Origin of the sequence: Streptomyces apricus, assembly GCF_008369065.1 — a bacterium.
In the GTDB taxonomy this organism is placed as follows: Bacteria; Actinomycetota; Actinomycetes; order Streptomycetales; family Streptomycetaceae; genus Streptomyces; species Streptomyces apricus.
On sequence record NZ_VDFC01000011.1, the window covers coordinates 25,270 to 42,291 of the forward strand.

Below are 17,022 nucleotides of genomic sequence, written 5' to 3' on the forward strand. Positions count from 1 at the left end.
CCCCGCTCACCACCCGTGAACAGGAGATCGCCCTGCTCGCTGCGGCCCGCAACACCAGCAAGGAGATCGCCCGCACGCTGACGCTCTCGGTGCGGACCGTCGAGAACCACCTCCAGCACATCTACGCGAAGCTCGGCGTGAGCACGCGCCGTGAACTGGCGCAGATCCTGCGCGTACCACCGGGAGCGCCGCCCGGTGGGCTCCACAGCCCGTCGTAGCCGCCGTTCAGCAGATCGGTGTAAGTAGCAGTTGCTCATCCTCCGGCGCGTCCTCACGACCATGCTCTTCCTCAGCGGGTCCACCGTTCGTCCCGTCCAGGGCGAGGAAGCGGCCGTCGCAGGAGGCTGCGCGCGACAGCGTTCGCATCTGTTGCCGGACAACAGCGCTCCCTTACGCGGTGACGCGGTGGCTCCCGCATCCGAACGAGTTCCAGTGACCAGAAGTGGGGGAAGTCGATGGAGAGAAGAGCGTTGGCCCGCGTTGCCGTGGTCGCCGCGATGATGGGTTCCACCGTGGTGATCGCGGGAGGACAGGCGAACGCGGCCACGGGCGTCGCCAGGAGCGGGACGGACGTGGTCGTCAACGCGGCCGCCGGCCGGGCGAACAACATCACGATCAGCCTGTCGGGAACCACCCTTGTCATTCAGGACACCGCGGACACCCTCACGGCCGGCACCGGCTGCGGCCTGCTGAGCAACGGCACGGTGGCCTGCCCGATCGATCTCGTCAACTCCTCGGTCGTCGTCAACGCCGGTGACGGCAACGACACCGTCACCAAGGTCGCGCCCATCCGCGGAGAACTCAACGGAGGCTCGGGCCGGGACACCATCAACGGCGGCTCCACGCAGGGCAACACCAACGTCCTCAACGGCGGACCGGACAACGACACCGTGAACGGCGGCCCCGTCTCCGACCTCCTCGTCGGAGGAACGGGTGCCGACACGCTCAGCGGTGGCGGCGGCACCGACATCGTCAGCTACCTGGACAGCACGACGGGCGTGGTCGTCGACATCGACAACGCCTCCGACGACGGGGCAGGCGGAGAGGGCGACAACGTTCTCACCGACGTGGAGTTCGTCTACGGCAGCCAGTTCAGCGACACGATCACCGGAAGTGCGGCCGACAACGCCCTCCTGGGCTTCGGCGGCAGTGACCGGCTCGACGGCGGAGCGGGCGACGACAGCCTCTCGGGCGACCTGATCGGACAGATCGGCAGCTTCGGCTCCGACACACTCATGGGTGGCACCGGGAACGACACGCTGGACGGGGTGGACAACATCCCTGCCAACGACAGGCTCGACGGCGGCGCCAACACCGACACGTGCCGCTTCGACACCGGCGACCGCGTGGGCCTGTGCGAAGCATAGGAATGAAGGGTCCTGGGCGAGTGGCGTCCGGTCCCGTCCCGGCAGGAGGCCTTGTCCCGACAGGAGGCCCCGTCCCGGCAGGGCGACGAGCGCTCGGACCAGGGCGCGTCCCGCCTCTACCCCAGCGCCGACCCGGGAGTTCCGCGCGTACGCGGTCTCCCAGGGATCCGGTATCACCTCGAAAGGAGACCGTCTCATGCCCGCACCGACGCGTAAGGGCAGTGCCTTCCTGGCAGCGGCCACCGCGGTCCTGCTGACCACAGGACTGTCCCTCGATGCGCAGGCCGCCACCGGAGTGGTCCGCTACTTCTCCCTCGGCGGACAGGAGTTCCGGATCACCGACCCGCCGGACAACACCTGCCTCACCCTTCAGGTTCCGGCAGAGCTGATCGCCAACCAGACCAACAGGACGATGAGCACCTACTCCGACACGATCTGCGCCAACCTCATAGTGAGCCTGGAGCCAGGCCGGTCGGCAGCCCACATCGGAGGTCCCCGTTCGGTACGGCTGGTGGGCTGAGGGGAGGAGGGGAGCAGGGCCGGCCGCACTCCGGTTGGCACCCCGCCCCCACGACGTCCTCAACGGCGGACCGTGAGGCCGTCCAGGGTGAGGTCGAGCAGGCGCTCAGCCTGCTGTCGGTGTTCGGCACCCGGCGAGGTGAGGGCGATGCCTTCCAGGGCGGCGCCGATGTCGGTGGGCCGGACATCGGTGCGGATAGCCCCGGCGGCCGCGCAGGCGTCCATGAGTGAGGTGATGGCGGCCTGGATCATTTCCCGGCTGTGACCATAGGGATTGCTTCCCGTCGCGGCGATGGCGCGCAGGGCGTCAATCATGCCGTACTTGGCGGTGACGTAGTCCAGGAAGAGGCGTGTCCACGCGCGCAGGGCCTCTAGCGGCGGCTTCTGCGCGAGCAGAGTAGGGGCGGCATCGCACAGCTGGGCCACCTCGTTGCGGTAGACCGCCTCGACCAGGGCCTCCCGGGTGGGGAAGTTGCGGTACAGGGTCGCACTTCCCACACCTGCCTCTTTGGCGATGCGCTCCAAGTGCGCTTCCAGCCCCTCCGCCGTGAAGACGCGTACGGCGGCCGCAAGGATCTTGTCCCTGTTGCGCCGCGCGTCAGCCCGCAGCGGCCGCAGCGTTCCCTCAATCATCAGTGCTCGCCATCCCTCTTCGAAGCCCTCCGGACTTGCTAACCGGGCACGCCCCCACTTAGGGTGCAGGTAAATGGGGGCACCCCCGTTTCCACTGTAGGTCACCGCATAGACCTGCGCGCACGCCGGGAGAGGAAGCCGATCATGTCGGGCATCCAGGGCAAAGTCATCGCGATCACCGGCGCAAGCAGCGGTATCGGTGCGGAAACCGCGGCCCATCTCGCCGAGGAGGGCGCCCGGCTCGTCCTCGGAGCCCGGCGCGAGGACCGGCTGGACGCCGTCGTGGACGGCATCACGGCGAAGGGCGGCACCGCCACCGGCGTCGTCGTCGACGTCACGCGCCGCGAAGACCTCCAGCGCCTGACGGACACCGCCCTCGACCGGTACGGCCGGCTCGACGTCCTCGTCTCCAACGCAGGCACGATGGCGGTCTCGCCTTTCGACGACCTGCGCCAGGACGACTGGGACGCCATGGTTTCCACCCACATTACCGGGCTGCTCAACGGCATCGCGGCAGCCCTGCCCGTCTTCCGCCGACAGCGCTCCGGCCAGTTCGTCAACGTCGGCTCCACCGCGGCCTACGTCGTCAAAACTCCCCAGGCGGTCTACGCCGCCACCAAAACGGCGGTGAAGGTGCTCACCGAGGGCCTGCGCCAGGAATCGGGTCCCGACCTGCGCGTCACCCTCGTCTCCCCCGGCTTCACGCATACCGAAGGCATCGGCAAGGGGGCCAGCCCCGAAGCAGCGGCCGCGATGACCCGGCAGAGGGACGAGATCGCCATGCCGCCCTCGGCGATCGCCTCCGCCATCGGGTACGCCATCGAACAGCCCGACGGCGTCGATGTCAGCGAGATCGTCGTCCGCCCCACCGTGCAAGCCTGACAGCGACGAGTCGGGCCAGGGCGCCCGCGACACCCGCGACGAGATCGCAGACGTCATTCGGGAACTGCGGCCTCCGCGCGGGCCTGTGCGGCGTACCCCGGCAGGCGCCGCCCTCGGCGTGCGCACCGCCGGAAGGGCACGGTCCGGACCGGGCAGTGGGCCGTCGTGGCGGCCGTGCGCTGCTGCTGAAACAGGTACCGCACGGGGCCAGGTGTTTGTACCAATCCCCTCGCCCCGGCCTCGGTGGAGAAGTCGGCCGCGTCAAGGGGCCGACAGGCTTCCGCTGCGGTGAGACGCTGGGTGTGTCCGGCTGCCACCGCGCGGGAGCAGCGGCCGGAGGGCGCGAGGGAACCGAGAATCCCCCCGGCTCGGACCTCGCGCCGACTGCCCTCCTGGCGGTGCGAGGTAGCGGGAGTTGCCTCGCTGGGCGTGCTCGGAGAGCAGGGGCTGGAGCTGTGTCGCTGGTGACGCAGCTCCAGCCACATCCTTGTAGGGCCGGTTCACGGCTCGGGGGCAGGGAGCCTGCAGGGAGGGCTGTAACAGCCCCCTACGTCACCTGCTTCGAGCGTAGAGGCAAGCCCTGGCGAACGGAAGCCGCCAGTTGGTGCGAACACAAGGCCCCGCAGCATCACTTCGGTGCGCCGGGCCCCTTCCCTACGGCGCCGGGCACACTCCGGCAAGGCCGGTGCCGCCGGTCCGACGGGCGCTGCCGTGGTGCGTGTCGATGAGGCCGGCGTCGCGGTGGGGGTGGGTCCGCGGGCGAACGGCACTTCGTTACGTGGCTTGCCTCTTGCTCCGAGCTGCGGGTTCGATCCTTCGCTCAGAGTGCTGACTCACCGCGATGCGAAGGTGAAGAGTCGTAAGGGCGACGAAAGCCGCCGGGCCCGGGACGGGGCGGCCCGGAGCCCGCCGTCCCGCCCCGTCCTGTCCGCCGTCATTAGGCGACTGCGCCGTTACGCAGTTACGCCCGCGCCACGCGGAGCGACTGTTCCGCATCTGCCGCCGCCGACCACCGCACCGTCCACGGCGAACCGCCCAGCCACACCCTGCGCCGCTGGTGACATCTCCTGCCGGAGACCGCAGGGACACAAGGCGACAAACAAAAGAGACTTCTAGCGCAACTCCGTGACCGCCATGCGGAGTTCGTCGAGGGCGGCGCGGGTGAGGGGTGCCAGCTCGCCAGGGTCCGCGTCCCGGGCGGGGTCGACCCATCGGGCGAATCCGGTCTTGAACGCGAGGACGCCGAGTTCCGCGGCCACCTGCGCCACGGCCCGGGGGACGCCCCGGTCGCTCAGCGCGTGGGTCATGGCCGCGGCCATGCCGGTGCTCTTCGACGCGTCGCGCTGCTTCAGTTCGTCGTTCGCCTCGACCGCCGCGTGCATCAGCGGCCCGAGCTCCCGGTTGAAGGAGGTCATCTCCATCGAGGCGCGCTCCAGGCCGGCCGCGACGGCCGTCATCGGCGTCGCGTCGGGGGCGGCGGCGGTGATCCCTTCGGCCAGCAGGCGGCTGAGGGTCTGCTGCCCTGCCGCGAGCATCTCCCGCTTGTCGGCGAAGTGGCGGTGGAAGGTGCTCCGCGTGAGCCCGGCGCGCTCGGCGATCTGGGCGACCGTGGTGTCGTCGTAGCCCTTCTCGGCGAACAGCTCGAGCGCCGCCACGATCAGGCGCTGGCGCGCGTCCGGCTTCCATCTGGGCATGCGGCCATCCTAAACGATGCGACACATGTCGCATCGTGCTTATAGTGATGCGACACATGTCGCATCACTTTGAGGAGCCAGCCATGCGTGTCTTCATCACGGGCGGAACCGGACTGATCGGCTCGGCCGTCGTCCCCGAGCTGCTCGGCGCGGGCCATACGGTCACCGCCCTCGCCCGTTCCGACGCCTCCGCCGCACACGCCGAGGCAGCCGGCGCCGAGGTACTGCGCGGCGACCTCACCGACCTGGGGACGCTGCGGACCGGCGCCCAGGAGGCGGACGGCGTCATCCACCTCGCCTTCGGCAACGACTTCAGCTCACCCGAGGCCCTCGCACGGTCCGTCGCCGAGGAGCAGGAGGCCCTCGGCGTGCTCGGCGACACCCTTGCCGGCAGCGATCGTCCGCTGGTCACCGTGTCGGGCACGCCTCCCCTGCCGGGACGCGTGTCGACCGAGGACGACCCGCTGCCGACCGGCGGCCCCGTCGGCGGACGCGCCGAGTCGGTGAACCGGACCCTCGCACTCGCCGCGCGCGGTGTGCGCAGTTCGGCCGTACGGCTGCCGCGTACCGTCCATCACCAGGGCCGGGGCGGGTTCGCCGGAATGCTCACCGAGATCGCCCGCCGCGACGGTGTCGCCGGCTACCCCGCGGACGGCAAGCAGCGCTGGCCGGCCGTCCACGCACTCGACGCCGCCGTCCTGTTCCGGCTCGCGCTGGAGAAGGCCCCGGCCGGGAGCGCGTGGCATGCGGTCGCCGACGAAGGCGATGCCGTACTCGACATCGCCACGGTGATCGGGCGGCGGCTCGGCCTCCCGGTCGCCTCCGTACCGCAGGAGAACTTCGGCCCCATCGGCCCGATCTTCGCCATGGACCAGCCCGCGTCCAGCTCCCGCACCCGCGCCGCCCTCGGCTGGCGCCCCACCGGCCCGAGCCTCCTCGCGGACCTGGAGAACATCGGTTCCTGACGCCGGTTCCTGACTGCGGTTCCTGACGCCGGTTCCTGACGCCGTTCGCCGGGCGGCCCGAAAGCTACGGGGTACGGAGCGCGTCGGCGCAGCCGGTGCACTCCCAGGGCCTCATGTCGGGCGGCAGCCACGGCGCGCCCGGCCCTGGCGGCTGGCAGTCCAGCCGTTCCATGTCCAGGGTCGGCATGCCGCAGAACGTCCGGTCGTCCGGGTCCTCCGAGGCGTCCGGGCCGGTAGGTGCTGCGTGCACCTTGACGGTCTCGGGGACCGCGTCACCGGGGCCCAAGTCGTCCGACACGGTCCCGGTCGTCTCTCGCAGCACAAGGATCGCCATACGGCCACTATCGGCGCTGTCCCCGGCCGGCCGCACTCCGGGCTGCGCGGCCGGCGGGTCACAGCCTGGGCTTGACCTCCCAGCGGGGGCCCATGTCGGGGGTGTCGACTTCCACCAGTTCCGTCGCCAGGCGGTGCACGCGCGTCAGATCGTGCAGCAGTGCCCGCGTCTCCTCCGGCGGCAGGTCCGCCCGCCGGGCGATGTCGTCCAGGAACACGGCCTCGCCGTCGTGTGCCGCCTGTTCCGCCGTCAGCGCCTGGAACACCCGCTCGTGCTCCGGGGTGTACTCATGGCTCTCGCGCTCGGCGAACGTCCGTTCCGGGCCCTCCGCCGCCGGGTCCTTGACCGGCTCCTCGGCCAGGTCGCCCGGGCGCCACAGCTGCTTGCCGCGGTGCTTCGTCGCGAGCCGCTCCTCGTGGGTCACGGAACCGCCGTGGCGCAGATGCGTCCGCTGCTTGGAGGCGCCCGTGGTCTCGTTGCGGGCGCTGGGGCTCTCGCCGTCGGCCGCCGCCTCACGGGCCGCGGCCCTGCGCTGCTCCTCGTTGCCTTCCATCTTCTTGCCGGCCATGGTGCTCTCCCGTCCTCGTGCTCCGCCGCTCTCGCGCTCCGCCGTTCCTCCCGTTCGCGTCAGCGGTCCAGTTCCTCCTCGACCGGCGGCTTCGGCACGTCCCGCAGATGCTGGGACTGACCCGGCCTGCCGCCCATGCGCGCCTGCTCGGCGCGCTGCGCGGGACTCAGGCCGAGGTCGGAGGCGGGGTCCACCCGTACCGACCGCGCCACCTCGTCCTTGTTCGCGTACTCGTCCGGCGGGATGGCGCGCAGCGCCGCGACGACCCCGTCCGACGCGCCGCCCGTCCTGCGGGCCGCCTCCACCAGTTCGTCCTTGGTCGCCGGGAAGTCGACGTCCTTCAAAGCGTTCACGACATCCCGGGCACTCGTGCTGTGCGCCATGGCCTGCCCTCCGTTCCGGTGTGTGGGTCTCGGGGCCGCCGAGTACCCCGGCACCGCCGACCCTTTCATCACTTTCTCTCCCCTATTTCCGTCCTGACGGCCGGCGCGTGCCGAGCCGCCGAGCCGACCGCCGGGCCGGCCCGGCCGGGTCCGCGCGGTCAGCGCCGCCCGCCCAGGATGATCTTCCAGACACGCGTCGCCACCTGCAGGTTGAGCCGGGTGTCCACATCCGCCAGGTCGTGGTCGCTGATCTCACGGATGCGCTGCAGCCGGTAGCGCAGGGTGCTGCGGTGGACCGTCAGCGCGGTGGCCGCCTCGTCGTAGTTGCCTCCGCAGTCGAAGTAGCGCGAGAGGGTTTTCKCCAGCTCCGTGTCGTGCTCCGCGTCGTAGTCGATCAGGCGGCCGAGCCACTCCCGCACGAAGCCCGCGAGCTCCCGGAGATCGTTGCCGGGTCCCAGGATCCGGTACAGCCCGAGGTCGTCGAAGAACGTCGTCCCGCTGGGCCGGTGGGAGTTCTGCCGCACCGCCAGGGCCCGCAGCGCCTCCTGGTAGCAGCGGGGAACGCCGTCCGGGGAGTCGCAGCGGGTGCTCACCCCGATCGCCCCGTCGGGTGTCCCCAGTTCACGGGCCAGCGCCTTGTGCACGGCGTCGCCGTCCGGTCTGGCCTCGGTCAGCAGGACCACCCGGTCGCCGCGACGGGTGATCAGCGTGCGGGCCGCCGTGGTGGCCGCCACGTGCTCGACGGCCCGGGTGACGGAGTCGTCCGCGGCCCTGCCGGGCCAGTGCACCGCGATCACGTAGTGGGCGTGGTTCAGGTCGTGGCCGAGGGCTTCGGCCCGGGCGTGGGCGCTCGTCCCGTCGGTGCCCTCCAGCAGGTCGTCGATCAGCTGACGGCGCAGCCGCAGTTCGAGCTCGGTGAGCTCGCGCATGTGCAGGAGTTCCTGGGCGAGCAGGCGCTGGGCGTGGTCCAGGGCGAACACGGTGTGCTCGTCGGCCGTCGCCTCGGGGTCCTCCAGGGCGAGTACGCCGAGGAGGTCGCCGCGCGGCCGGGCCAGGGCGACCAGCCGGGCCTTGACCCTGACCGGGCCCGCCTCCCGCGCGACCAGCCGCAGCATCTCCTCCTGGTGGACCGGGGACCGCACCGCAGGGAGGTCGGGGCGGTCGGGACCGGCCCAGGACCTCAGGTTGCCGAACCGGTCCTCGATGAGCGCCGGCAGTCCGGTGAGCTCGAAGAGGGCCTGGGTGATGGCGTCCTCGCCGCCGCCCCGGGCGGCGGCCCGGGCGAGGGTCTCGTGCACGGTCTTCTGCAGGCGCAGCTCGGAGCGCGCCGTGTCCAGCTGCCGCAGTGCGGCGTCCCGTTCGGTGCGGAGCCGGCCCAGTTCGCCGGTGTCGTCGTGCTGCCGGGCGCGCGTGGCCGTCAGCGACAGGGCCGCCGATGTGAGTCCCACGAGGGTCGCGAGGAGGAAGTGTCCCTGCTCGTCGGGTCCGGAGTCGGCGGAGACCACGAGGTAGCCCAGCAGACCGCCGGCTCCGCGCAGGCCGAACGCCCGGTTCCAGGACCGCTCCGGAAGGGACACGGGGCCGTCGGCCTCGCCCAGCCCCGCCAGCTGTGCGTCGTCGACCGTCGGTGCTCCCGCGTCGTGGCCCGGAACGCGTGACAGACCGCCGTCCGTCGTCAGGTATCCGGCCTCGGCGCGGTAGGGGCCGAGGGCACTGACCCGCCGCATGGCCGACCGTACGATCTCACCCGGTTCCGCGCAGGCGAACAGGGTGCGGGACAGCACCAGCAGCCCATGGGGGTCCAGGGCCGCGAGCGAAGGAGGGGCGCGCCGTTCGGCGCCCGCGATGCCACCCGGACGGCGGTCGGCATCCAGGCCGGGATCGTGAGGCCACTGCCTCGGTGAGGGACGGCCGGCCATGGACCACTCCGTTCTCCGGTCATCGGAAGCGATCGAACGCATCGCAGGACCCACGCATGGACGAGCCCTGAGTACCCAGCCCGGTCCGGGCCACCCGGATTGTCTGGATTTTGCCTTGTCCTTGCGGATCGACCGGCCGTGCCGATTTCTGACCTCCCGGGTGCAGGCGGAGCGCGCCGCCGCACGGCCACGCTGGGCTCGTCAGGAATCGCCGGCGGCTACGGCCAGGGCAGGAAGGACAGGCCGATGAACGAACAGCCCCGCAGGACCGTCGCCTCGTACACGACCTACCAGGAGGCGGAGAAGGCCGTCGACCACCTTTCCGACCGGGGTTTCCCCGTCGAGCGGGTGGCCATCGTCGGGCGGGACGTGCAGCTGGTCGAACAGGTGACCGGCCGCATGGGACCGGGCGGAGCCGCCCTGCACGGCGCGGCGAGCGGCGCCCTGCCCGGTGCACTGATCGGATGGATCTTCGGGCTGCTGAACTGGCTGGACCCCGTCGTGTCGGGACTGCTCCTCGCCCTGTACGGGCTGATCTTCGGAGCACTCGTCGGCGCGCTGATCGGCCTGCTGACGCATCTGAGCCAGCGCGGCCGCCGGGACTTCGCCTCGGTCAGCTTCATGCAGCCCAGCCGCTACGACGTCGTCGTCGACGACACGGTCGCCGCCGACGCGGTCCGGCTGCTGGCCGAGCTGCCAGCCGGGACCGGCGCCGACACCGGCACGGACAGCAGGATGCGCAAGGGCGGCCGCCCGCACGGCGGTCCCGCCGTCACCTGAGCGATCACGCAGGACGGGCGCGACACCGAGAGGGAACGGACGCCCGTCACGGAAGGAGTTCCTCATGGCCAAGGCAGTAGGCATCGACCTGGGCACCACGAACTCGGTGATCGCCGTCTGGGAGGGCGGCGAGCCGACGGTCGTGCCCAACAGCGAGGGCAACCGCACGACACCGTCCGTGGTGGCCTTCACCGACACCGGCGAGCGCCTGGTGGGCCAGCTGGCCCGCCGGCAGGCGATCCTCAACCCCAAGGGCACCATCTACTCGGCCAAACGGTTCATCGGCCGGCACTTCGACGAGGTGTCCGAAGAGGCCAAGGCCGTCGCGTACGACGTGGTCGAGGGAGAGGGCGGCGCGGCCCGCTTCAAGGTGCGCGACAAGCTGTACGCGCCCGAGGAGATCAGCGCCCAGGTGCTGCGCAAGCTCGCCGACGACGCCTCCAAGCAGTTGGGAGAGCGGGTCACGGAGGCGGTCATCACCGTGCCCGCCTACTTCAACGACGCCCAGCGCACCGCCACCAAGGACGCCGGACGGATCGCCGGCCTCGAAGTGCTGCGGATCATCAACGAGCCGACCGCGGCCGCCCTCGCCTACGGCATGGACAAGAAGGAGCACGAGACGGTGCTCGTGTTCGACCTGGGCGGCGGAACCTTCGACGTCAGCATCCTGGACGTCGGCGACGGCGTGGTGGAGGTGCGCTCCACGGCGGGCGACACCCATCTGGGCGGCGACGACTTCGACCGGAGGCTGGTCGACCACCTCGCCGACGGTTTCCAGCAGGACAACGGCATCGACCTGCGCCAGGACCCACAGGCGCTGCAACGCCTGTTCGAGGCCGCCGAGAAGGCCAAGACGGAGCTCAGCTCGGTGACCCAGACGCAGGTCAGCCTGCCGTTCATCACCGCCGACGCCTCCGGGCCCAAGCACCTGACCACGACGATCATGCGGTCCACGTTCGAACAGATCACCAGTGACCTGGTGGAACGCTGCCTGGGCCCGGTGCGCCAGGCCATGGACGACGCCAAGGTCAGCGACAAGGACATCGACGAGGTCATCCTCGTCGGCGGCTCCACCCGCATCCCCGCCGTGCAGGCCCTGGTGCGCAGGCTGACCGGCGGCAAGGACCCCAACATGAGCGTCAACCCCGACGAGGTCGTGGCGATGGGCGCCGCGATCCAGGCCGGGGTCCTCAAGGGCGAGGTCAAGGACGTCCTGCTGCTCGACGTCACCCCGCTGTCGCTGGGCGTGGAGACCCGGGGCGGCGTGATGACGAAGATCATCGAGCGGAACACCACCATCCCGGTGCGACGCTCCGAGACCTTCTCCACCGCCGAGGACAACCAGCCCGCCGTCGACGTCGTCGTCCTGCAGGGCGAGCGCGAGAGGGCCGCCGACAACCGGGTCCTGGGACGCTTCCAGCTCACGGACATCCGCCCCGCGCCGCGCGGCGAGCCGCAGATCGAGGTCATCTTCGACATCGACGCCAACGGCATCCTCAACGTCACCGCGCGGGACAAGGACACCGGCAAGGAGCAGGGCATCACCATCAGCGAGAGCTCCAACCTCGACCGCACCGAGGTCGAGCGGATGGTCCAGGACGCCGAGCGCAACCGCGGCGAGGACCAGAGCCTGCGCGAGGCGGTCGACGCCCGCAACGAACTGGACGCCGTCGCCTACCAGGTCGAGAAGCGCCTCGGCGAGCTCGGCGACGCCGTGCCCGCACACGAGAGGGCCCGCGCCGAGATGCTGGTGTCCCAGGCCCGCGAAGCGGTCCGGAACGAGGTGGGGGCGGACGAGGCCCGGCCGCTGACGTCCGAGCTCCAGCAGGTCTTCGCGGGGCTCGCGGCCCACCAGGCCGGAGCCGCCCCGGGCGGTCCGTCGGGTACCGGCTCACCGGACGGATCCGCTTCCGACGGGGCCGCGCCGGGCGGCGCCGGGAGCGACGACGATGTGATCGACGCCGAGTTCGACAAGAGCTGAGGGGTCCGCCATGTCCATCCCGCCCCGGGGCCCAGAGCCCGACCCGCCGCCGGAGGGCGCCGTACGACCGCCGCGCGAGGACCTCGCGCAGCCCGGATCGCCGGCCGGACAGGCCGGGCCGGGGTCCGACGGCCCGGCCGGCACCGCCGTACCCGACGACGAGTACACGGCCGCACTGCGTGCGGCCGAGGACCGCTGGCGCCGCGCCCTGGCGGACCTCGACAACCTGCGCAAACGCCACGCCAGGGAGCTGAACGGACAGGCCGTGGTCGAACGTGCCCGTACGGCCGCGGCCTTCCTGCCCGTCGTCGACAACCTGGAACTCGCCCTGAGCCATGCGGCCGCCGATCCCGGCGCGATCGTCGAAGGCGTCCGGGCCGTGCGCGACCAGGCCGTGGACGTCCTGGAGCGGCTGGGCTACCCGCGCCAGGCCGAGAGCGGCGTGCCGTTCGACCCGGCCCGGCACGAGGTGGTCGGCGTGGTCCAGGAACCCGACGCCGAGCCGAACACCGTGGTCCAGGTGCTGCGACCCGGTTACGGGGAGGCCGAGCGGCAGTTGCGGCCTGCCGCCGTGACCGTCGCCAAGCGGGAGTGAGCGGCCATGGCACGCGACTTCTACGAGGTGCTCGGTGTTCCGCGCACCGCCGACCGGGACGAGATCCAGCGGGCCTATCGCACCCTGGCCCGCAGGTACCACCCCGACGTCAACAAGGACCCGCAGGCGGAGGAGCGGTTCAAGGAGATCAACGACGCCTTCAGCGTCCTGTCCGATCCCGAGCAGCGGGCCCGCTACGACCGCTTCGGCGAGGACTTCCGGAAGGTCCCGGAGGACTGGGAGGAACGGGTCGCAGCCGGTGCCGGAGCGGGCGCGGGTGCGGGAGGCGGCAGCGGCTTCCGGTGGTCCACCGGGGGCGGCCCCCGGGTCCGGTACTCCACCGGCGGCTTCGGTGCGGAGGACGTCGACGTCGACGACCTGTTCGGCTCGTTCTTCGGGGGCGCCGGACGGATGCGCGTCCCCGGGGCCGACCAGGAGGCCGAGCTGCCGCTCACCGTCGAGGAGGCCTACCGCGGCGGGCGCCGCACCGTCACCCTGGCCGGGCCCGACGGGCAGCGGCGCTACGAGGTGGACGTACCGCCCGGCGTCACCGACGGGCAGCGCATCCGGCTGGCGGGCGAGGGCGGCCGCAGCAGCGGCGACGGCTCCGCGGGGGATCTGTACCTGCGGGTGCGGATCCAGCCGCACCCCCGGTTCCGCCTCGAAGGCCGGGACGTGTACGTGCAGCTTCCGGTCACCCCGTGGGAGGCCGCGCTGGGCGCGACCGTGCCGGTGTCCACGCCGGGCGGTGACACGGCGAAGGTGACCGTGCCCGCCGGGTCCTCCAGCGGCCGGCGCCTGCGGCTGCGCGGCGAGGGCATGCCGGGCCCGCGCGGTGCGGCCGGAGACCTGTACGCGGAACTGCGGATCATGGTGCCGCCCCGGCTGAGCGACCGGGAGCGCGAACTGATGGAGGAACTCGCCGCTGTCTCCCCGTTCGATCCCAGGAGGACGTGATGAGCGACCGACCGCCCAGCACCCGCCCGTCCGCCGCCCGCACGACCGAGATGGGCGTACGGTACGCCATCGTGCCCGTGCCCGGGCTCTCGCTGGAGACCGTGGCCCGGCGCTCGGGCCTGCATCCCGATCTGGTCCGCCGGTTCGTCGCCCTCGGGCTGGTGGACGCGGACTCCGACACCTCGGGGCGGCTGGTGTTCGCCCCCTCGGCCCCGGCCGCCCTGGCCCGCGTCCAGCGGCTGCGCACGGGGCTGTGCCTGAACTACGCGTCCCTCGGTCTGGTGCTCGACCTGCTCGACCACATCAGCCTGCTCGAAGCCACGCTGCGGCGTGCGGGCATGAGGAGTGATCCACCGCCATGGACATGAACCGCCTGACCCAGAAGTCACAGGAAGCCCTGCAGGAGGCGCAGAGCGCCGCCGCCCGCCTGGGCCACACCGAGGTCGACGGCGAGCATCTGCTGCTCGCCCTCCTGGACCAGGAGGAGGGACTGATCCCACGGCTGCTGCAGCAGGCGGGCACCGATCCCGCGCAGGTGCGCGAGGCCGTGCGCGAGGACCTCTCCCGCCGCCCCAAGGTGACCGGCCCCGGTGCCGCGCCGGGCCAGGTCTTCGTCACCCAGCGTCTGAGCCGGCTGCTGGACGCGGCCGAGCGGGAGGCCAAACGCCTCAAGGACGAGTACGTGTCCGTGGAGCACCTGCTGCTGGCCCTGGCCGAGGAGGGCCCGGCGACCTCCGCCGGACGCCTGCTCAAGGAGCACGGTGTGACCCGGGAGTCCTTCCTCGGCGCCCTCACCAAGGTCCGCGGCAACCAGCGGGTGACCTCCGCCAACCCCGAGGTGGCCTACGAGGCCCTGGAGAAGTACGGCCGCGACCTGGTCCTCGAAGCCCGCTCCGGGCGGCTGGACCCCGTCATCGGCCGGGACGCCGAGATCCGCCGCGTCACCCAGATCCTCAGCCGCAAGTCCAAGAACAACCCCGTCCTGATCGGCGACCCCGGCGTCGGCAAGACCGCCATCGTCGAGGGTCTCGCCCAGCGCATCGTCCGCGGCGACGTGCCCGAGGGCCTGCGCGACAAGGTCGTGTTCGCCCTCGACATGGGCTCGCTGGTCGCCGGAGCCAAGTACCGCGGCGAGTTCGAAGAGCGCCTGAAGGCCGTGCTGTCCGAGGTCACGGCCGCCCAGGGGCGCATCCTGCTCTTCGTCGACGAACTGCACACCGTCGTCGGCGCGGGCGCCGGCGAAGGGGCCATGGACGCGGGCAACATGCTCAAGCCGATGCTCGCCCGCGGCGAACTGCACATGATCGGCGCCACCACCCTCGACGAGTACCGCAAGCACATCGAGAAGGACGCCGCCCTCGAACGCCGCTTCCAGCAGGTGCTGGTCGACGAACCCGACGTGGAGGACACCATCTCCATCCTGCGCGGTCTGCGCGAGCGCTTCGAGGTGTTCCACGGCGTCAAGATCCAGGACACCTCGCTGGTCGCCGCGGCGACGCTCTCCCACCGCTACATCACCGACCGCTTCCTGCCCGACAAGGCCATCGACCTCGTCGACGAGGCCTGCGCCCGGCTGCGTACCGAGATCGACTCGATGCCCGCCGAACTCGACGAGATCACCCGCCGCGTCACCCGCCTGGAGATCGAGGAGGCGGCCCTGTCCAAGGAGACCGACCCCGCCAGCAGGGCCCGCCTCGACGAACTGCGCAAGGAACTCGCCGACCTGCGCGGCGAGGCCGACGCCAAACACGCGCAGTGGGAGGCCGAACGGCAGGCGATCCGCCGCGTGCAGGAACTGCGCCAGGAACTGGAGCAGGTCCGCCACGAGGCGGAGGAGGCCGAACGCGCCTACGACCTCAACCGCGCCGCCGAACTGCGCTACGGCCGCCTCCAGGACCTGGAGCGCCGGCTCGCCGCGGAGGAGGAGCAACTGGCCGCCAAACAAGGGCAGAACCGGCTGCTGCGCGAGGTGGTCACCGAGGAGGAGATCGCCGAGATCGTCGCCGCCTGGACCGGCATCCCCGTCGCCCGCCTCCAGGAGGGCGAGCGCGAGAAACTGCTGCGCCTCGACGAGATACTGCGCGAGCGCGTGATCGGCCAGGACGAGGCCGTGGGGCTCGTCGCCGACGCCGTCATCCGCGCCCGTTCCGGGATCCGCGACCCCCGCCGTCCCATCGGCTCGTTCATCTTCCTCGGCCCCACCGGCGTCGGGAAGACCGAGCTGGCCAAGACCCTCGCGGCGGCCCTGTTCGACTCCGAGGACAACATGGTCCGCCTCGACATGAGCGAGTACCAGGAGCGGCACACCGTCAGCCGGCTCGTGGGGGCCCCGCCCGGATACGTCGGCTACGAGGAAGGCGGCCAGCTCACCGAGGCCGTACGCCGCAAGCCGTACTCGGTCGTGCTGTTCGACGAGGTCGAGAAGGCACACACCGATGTCTTCAACACCCTGCTGCAGGTCCTCGACGACGGCCGCATCACCGATGCCCAGGGGCGCACCGTCGACTTCCGCAACACCGTGATCATCATGACCTCCAACATCGGCTCCGAGCACCTCCTCGGCGGCGCCACCGCCGACGGCGAGATCGAGCCGGACGCCCGCGCCCTGGTGATGGCCGAGCTGCGCGGGCACTTCCGCCCGGAGTTCCTCAACCGTGTCGACGACATCGTGCTGTTCAAGCCGCTCGGTGAGCAGCAGATCGAGCGGATCGTGGAGCTGCAGTTCGACGGACTGCGCCGGCGCCTCGCCGAACGCCGGATCACCGTCGAACTCACCGAAGCGGCACGGGCGCTGATCGCCCATCAGGGCTACGACCCGGTGTACGGGGCACGGCCGCTGCGGCGTTACATCTCCCACGAGGTCGAGACCCTGGTCGGACGCGCCCTGCTGCGCGGCGACGTCCAGGACGGCGCGACGATCCGGGTCGACGCCGAGGCGGGCGAACTGGTGGTCACCTACGACCGGCCCGAGGACGTGAAGGGAGCGCAGGCGGCATGAGTACGACACAGGCGACGACCGTCACTTGTCCCCACTGCGGGCGCACCAACCGGGTGCCCGCGGCCGCGGAGGGCAGCCCCCGGTGCGGCAACTGCAAGCAACCCCTGCCCTGGATGGTGGACGCGGGCGACGACGACTTCACCGAGGTCGTCGAGCGGGCCGACATCCCCGTCGTGGTCGACCTGTGGGCCACCTGGTGCGGTCCCTGCCGCATGGTCAGCCCCGCGCTGGAGAAGGTCGCCACCGATCTCGCCGGCCGGATCAAACTCGTCAAGGTCGACGTCGACAAGAACCCGCGGCTGTCGCAGCGCTTCGAGGTCCAGGCCGTACCGACACTGCTGGTCCTCGACCGGGGCGAGACGGTCGCCCGGCAGGCGGGGGCGGCACCCGCCCCGGCCCTGCGCCGGTGGGTGGAAGAATCGATCACAGCCCGGGAAGGGTGAATCC

The 17,022-nt window shown here is 71.5% G+C and carries 18 protein-coding genes; 12 read left to right on the forward strand and 6 right to left on the reverse strand.

Annotation, left to right across the window (positions count from 1 at the left end):
- The 3 genes from FGF04_RS04080 to FGF04_RS04090 form a co-directional block, all read left to right on the forward strand.
- Positions 1-218: response regulator transcription factor (locus tag FGF04_RS04080; RefSeq protein WP_149509874.1), on the forward strand; the 218-nt coding region annotated here is incomplete at its 5' end.
- A gap of 252 nt (positions 219-470) precedes the next feature.
- Positions 471-1,367 (forward strand): calcium-binding protein, encoded by an 897-nt coding sequence (locus FGF04_RS04085; protein ID WP_235882186.1) that lies wholly within the window; start codon positions 471-473, stop codon positions 1,365-1,367.
- 196 nt (positions 1,368-1,563) lie between these two features.
- On the forward strand, positions 1,564-1,887 hold the full coding sequence (locus FGF04_RS04090; protein WP_149509825.1) for a hypothetical protein: 324 nt from the start codon (positions 1,564-1,566) through the stop codon (positions 1,885-1,887).
- 59 nt (positions 1,888-1,946) lie between these two features.
- Here FGF04_RS04090 and FGF04_RS04095 read toward each other — a convergent pair whose 3' ends face one another.
- Entirely contained in the window at positions 1,947-2,519 is a 573-nt protein-coding gene (locus FGF04_RS04095; RefSeq protein WP_149509826.1) for a TetR/AcrR family transcriptional regulator, read from the reverse strand.
- 144 nt (positions 2,520-2,663) lie between these two features.
- On the opposite strand from FGF04_RS04095, the gene FGF04_RS04100 reads away from it, so the two are divergent.
- The gene (locus tag FGF04_RS04100; protein WP_149509827.1) at positions 2,664-3,401 is read left to right on the forward strand and encodes an SDR family oxidoreductase; all 738 of its coding nucleotides are present in this window, start codon (positions 2,664-2,666) and stop codon (positions 3,399-3,401) included.
- A 1,112-nt stretch (positions 3,402-4,513) separates the two neighbouring features.
- Here the strand turns inward: FGF04_RS04100 and FGF04_RS04105 are convergent.
- A complete protein-coding gene (locus tag FGF04_RS04105) occupies positions 4,514-5,095 on the reverse strand; it encodes a TetR/AcrR family transcriptional regulator (protein ID WP_149509828.1) in 582 nt (193 codons plus the stop codon).
- An 83-nt stretch (positions 5,096-5,178) separates the two neighbouring features.
- On the opposite strand from FGF04_RS04105, the gene FGF04_RS04110 reads away from it, so the two are divergent.
- Positions 5,179-6,060: an SDR family oxidoreductase gene (locus tag FGF04_RS04110; RefSeq protein ID WP_149509829.1), complete on the forward strand. Its 882-nt coding sequence runs from the start codon at positions 5,179-5,181 to the stop codon at positions 6,058-6,060.
- 64 nt (positions 6,061-6,124) lie between these two features.
- On the opposite strand, the gene FGF04_RS04115 is transcribed toward FGF04_RS04110, so the two are convergent.
- From FGF04_RS04115 to FGF04_RS04130, 4 genes are all read right to left on the reverse strand, one after another.
- Entirely contained in the window at positions 6,125-6,394 is a 270-nt protein-coding gene (locus FGF04_RS04115; protein WP_149509830.1) for a hypothetical protein, read from the reverse strand.
- A gap of 58 nt (positions 6,395-6,452) precedes the next feature.
- On the reverse strand, positions 6,453-6,962 hold the full coding sequence (locus tag FGF04_RS04120) for a hypothetical protein (RefSeq protein WP_149509831.1): 510 nt from the start codon (positions 6,960-6,962) through the stop codon (positions 6,453-6,455).
- Positions 6,963-7,021: 59 nt separating this feature from the next.
- Positions 7,022-7,345 (reverse strand): DUF2795 domain-containing protein, encoded by a 324-nt coding sequence (locus FGF04_RS04125; RefSeq protein ID WP_149509832.1) that lies wholly within the window; start codon positions 7,343-7,345, stop codon positions 7,022-7,024.
- Positions 7,346-7,503: 158 nt separating this feature from the next.
- Positions 7,504-9,264, reverse strand: coding sequence for a PucR family transcriptional regulator (locus tag FGF04_RS04130; protein ID WP_149509833.1), 1,761 nt, complete (start codon positions 9,262-9,264; stop codon positions 7,504-7,506).
- Positions 9,265-9,510: 246 nt separating this feature from the next.
- Between FGF04_RS04130 and FGF04_RS04135 the strand changes: the two genes are divergently transcribed.
- From FGF04_RS04135 to trxA, 7 genes are all read left to right on the forward strand, one after another.
- Complete coding sequence (locus tag FGF04_RS04135; protein WP_188113952.1) at positions 9,511-10,044, forward strand: general stress protein; 534 nt, start codon at positions 9,511-9,513, stop codon at positions 10,042-10,044.
- A gap of 64 nt (positions 10,045-10,108) precedes the next feature.
- The gene (gene dnaK / locus FGF04_RS04140) at positions 10,109-12,025 is read left to right on the forward strand and encodes a molecular chaperone DnaK (protein WP_149509834.1); all 1,917 of its coding nucleotides are present in this window, start codon (positions 10,109-10,111) and stop codon (positions 12,023-12,025) included.
- 10 nt (positions 12,026-12,035) lie between these two features.
- The gene (locus FGF04_RS04145) at positions 12,036-12,620 is read left to right on the forward strand and encodes a nucleotide exchange factor GrpE (protein WP_149509835.1); all 585 of its coding nucleotides are present in this window, start codon (positions 12,036-12,038) and stop codon (positions 12,618-12,620) included.
- A gap of 6 nt (positions 12,621-12,626) precedes the next feature.
- Complete coding sequence (locus FGF04_RS04150) at positions 12,627-13,577, forward strand: DnaJ C-terminal domain-containing protein (protein ID WP_149509836.1); 951 nt, start codon at positions 12,627-12,629, stop codon at positions 13,575-13,577.
- Positions 13,577-13,945 carry a chaperone modulator CbpM gene (locus tag FGF04_RS04155; protein WP_149509837.1) on the forward strand — a complete coding sequence of 123 codons (369 nt, stop codon included), beginning with the start codon at positions 13,577-13,579 and terminating at the stop codon, positions 13,943-13,945. The genes FGF04_RS04150 and FGF04_RS04155 overlap by 1 nt, the downstream gene beginning before the upstream one ends.
- Positions 13,936-16,575 carry an ATP-dependent chaperone ClpB gene (clpB, locus tag FGF04_RS04160; protein WP_149509838.1) on the forward strand — a complete coding sequence of 880 codons (2,640 nt, stop codon included), beginning with the start codon at positions 13,936-13,938 and terminating at the stop codon, positions 16,573-16,575. The genes FGF04_RS04155 and clpB overlap by 10 nt, the downstream gene beginning before the upstream one ends.
- Positions 16,572-17,018, forward strand: a complete 447-nt coding sequence (gene trxA / locus FGF04_RS04165; protein ID WP_149509839.1) for a thioredoxin — start codon at positions 16,572-16,574, stop codon at positions 17,016-17,018. The genes clpB and trxA overlap by 4 nt, the downstream gene beginning before the upstream one ends.
- The last annotated feature ends 4 nt before the right edge of the window (positions 17,019-17,022 follow it).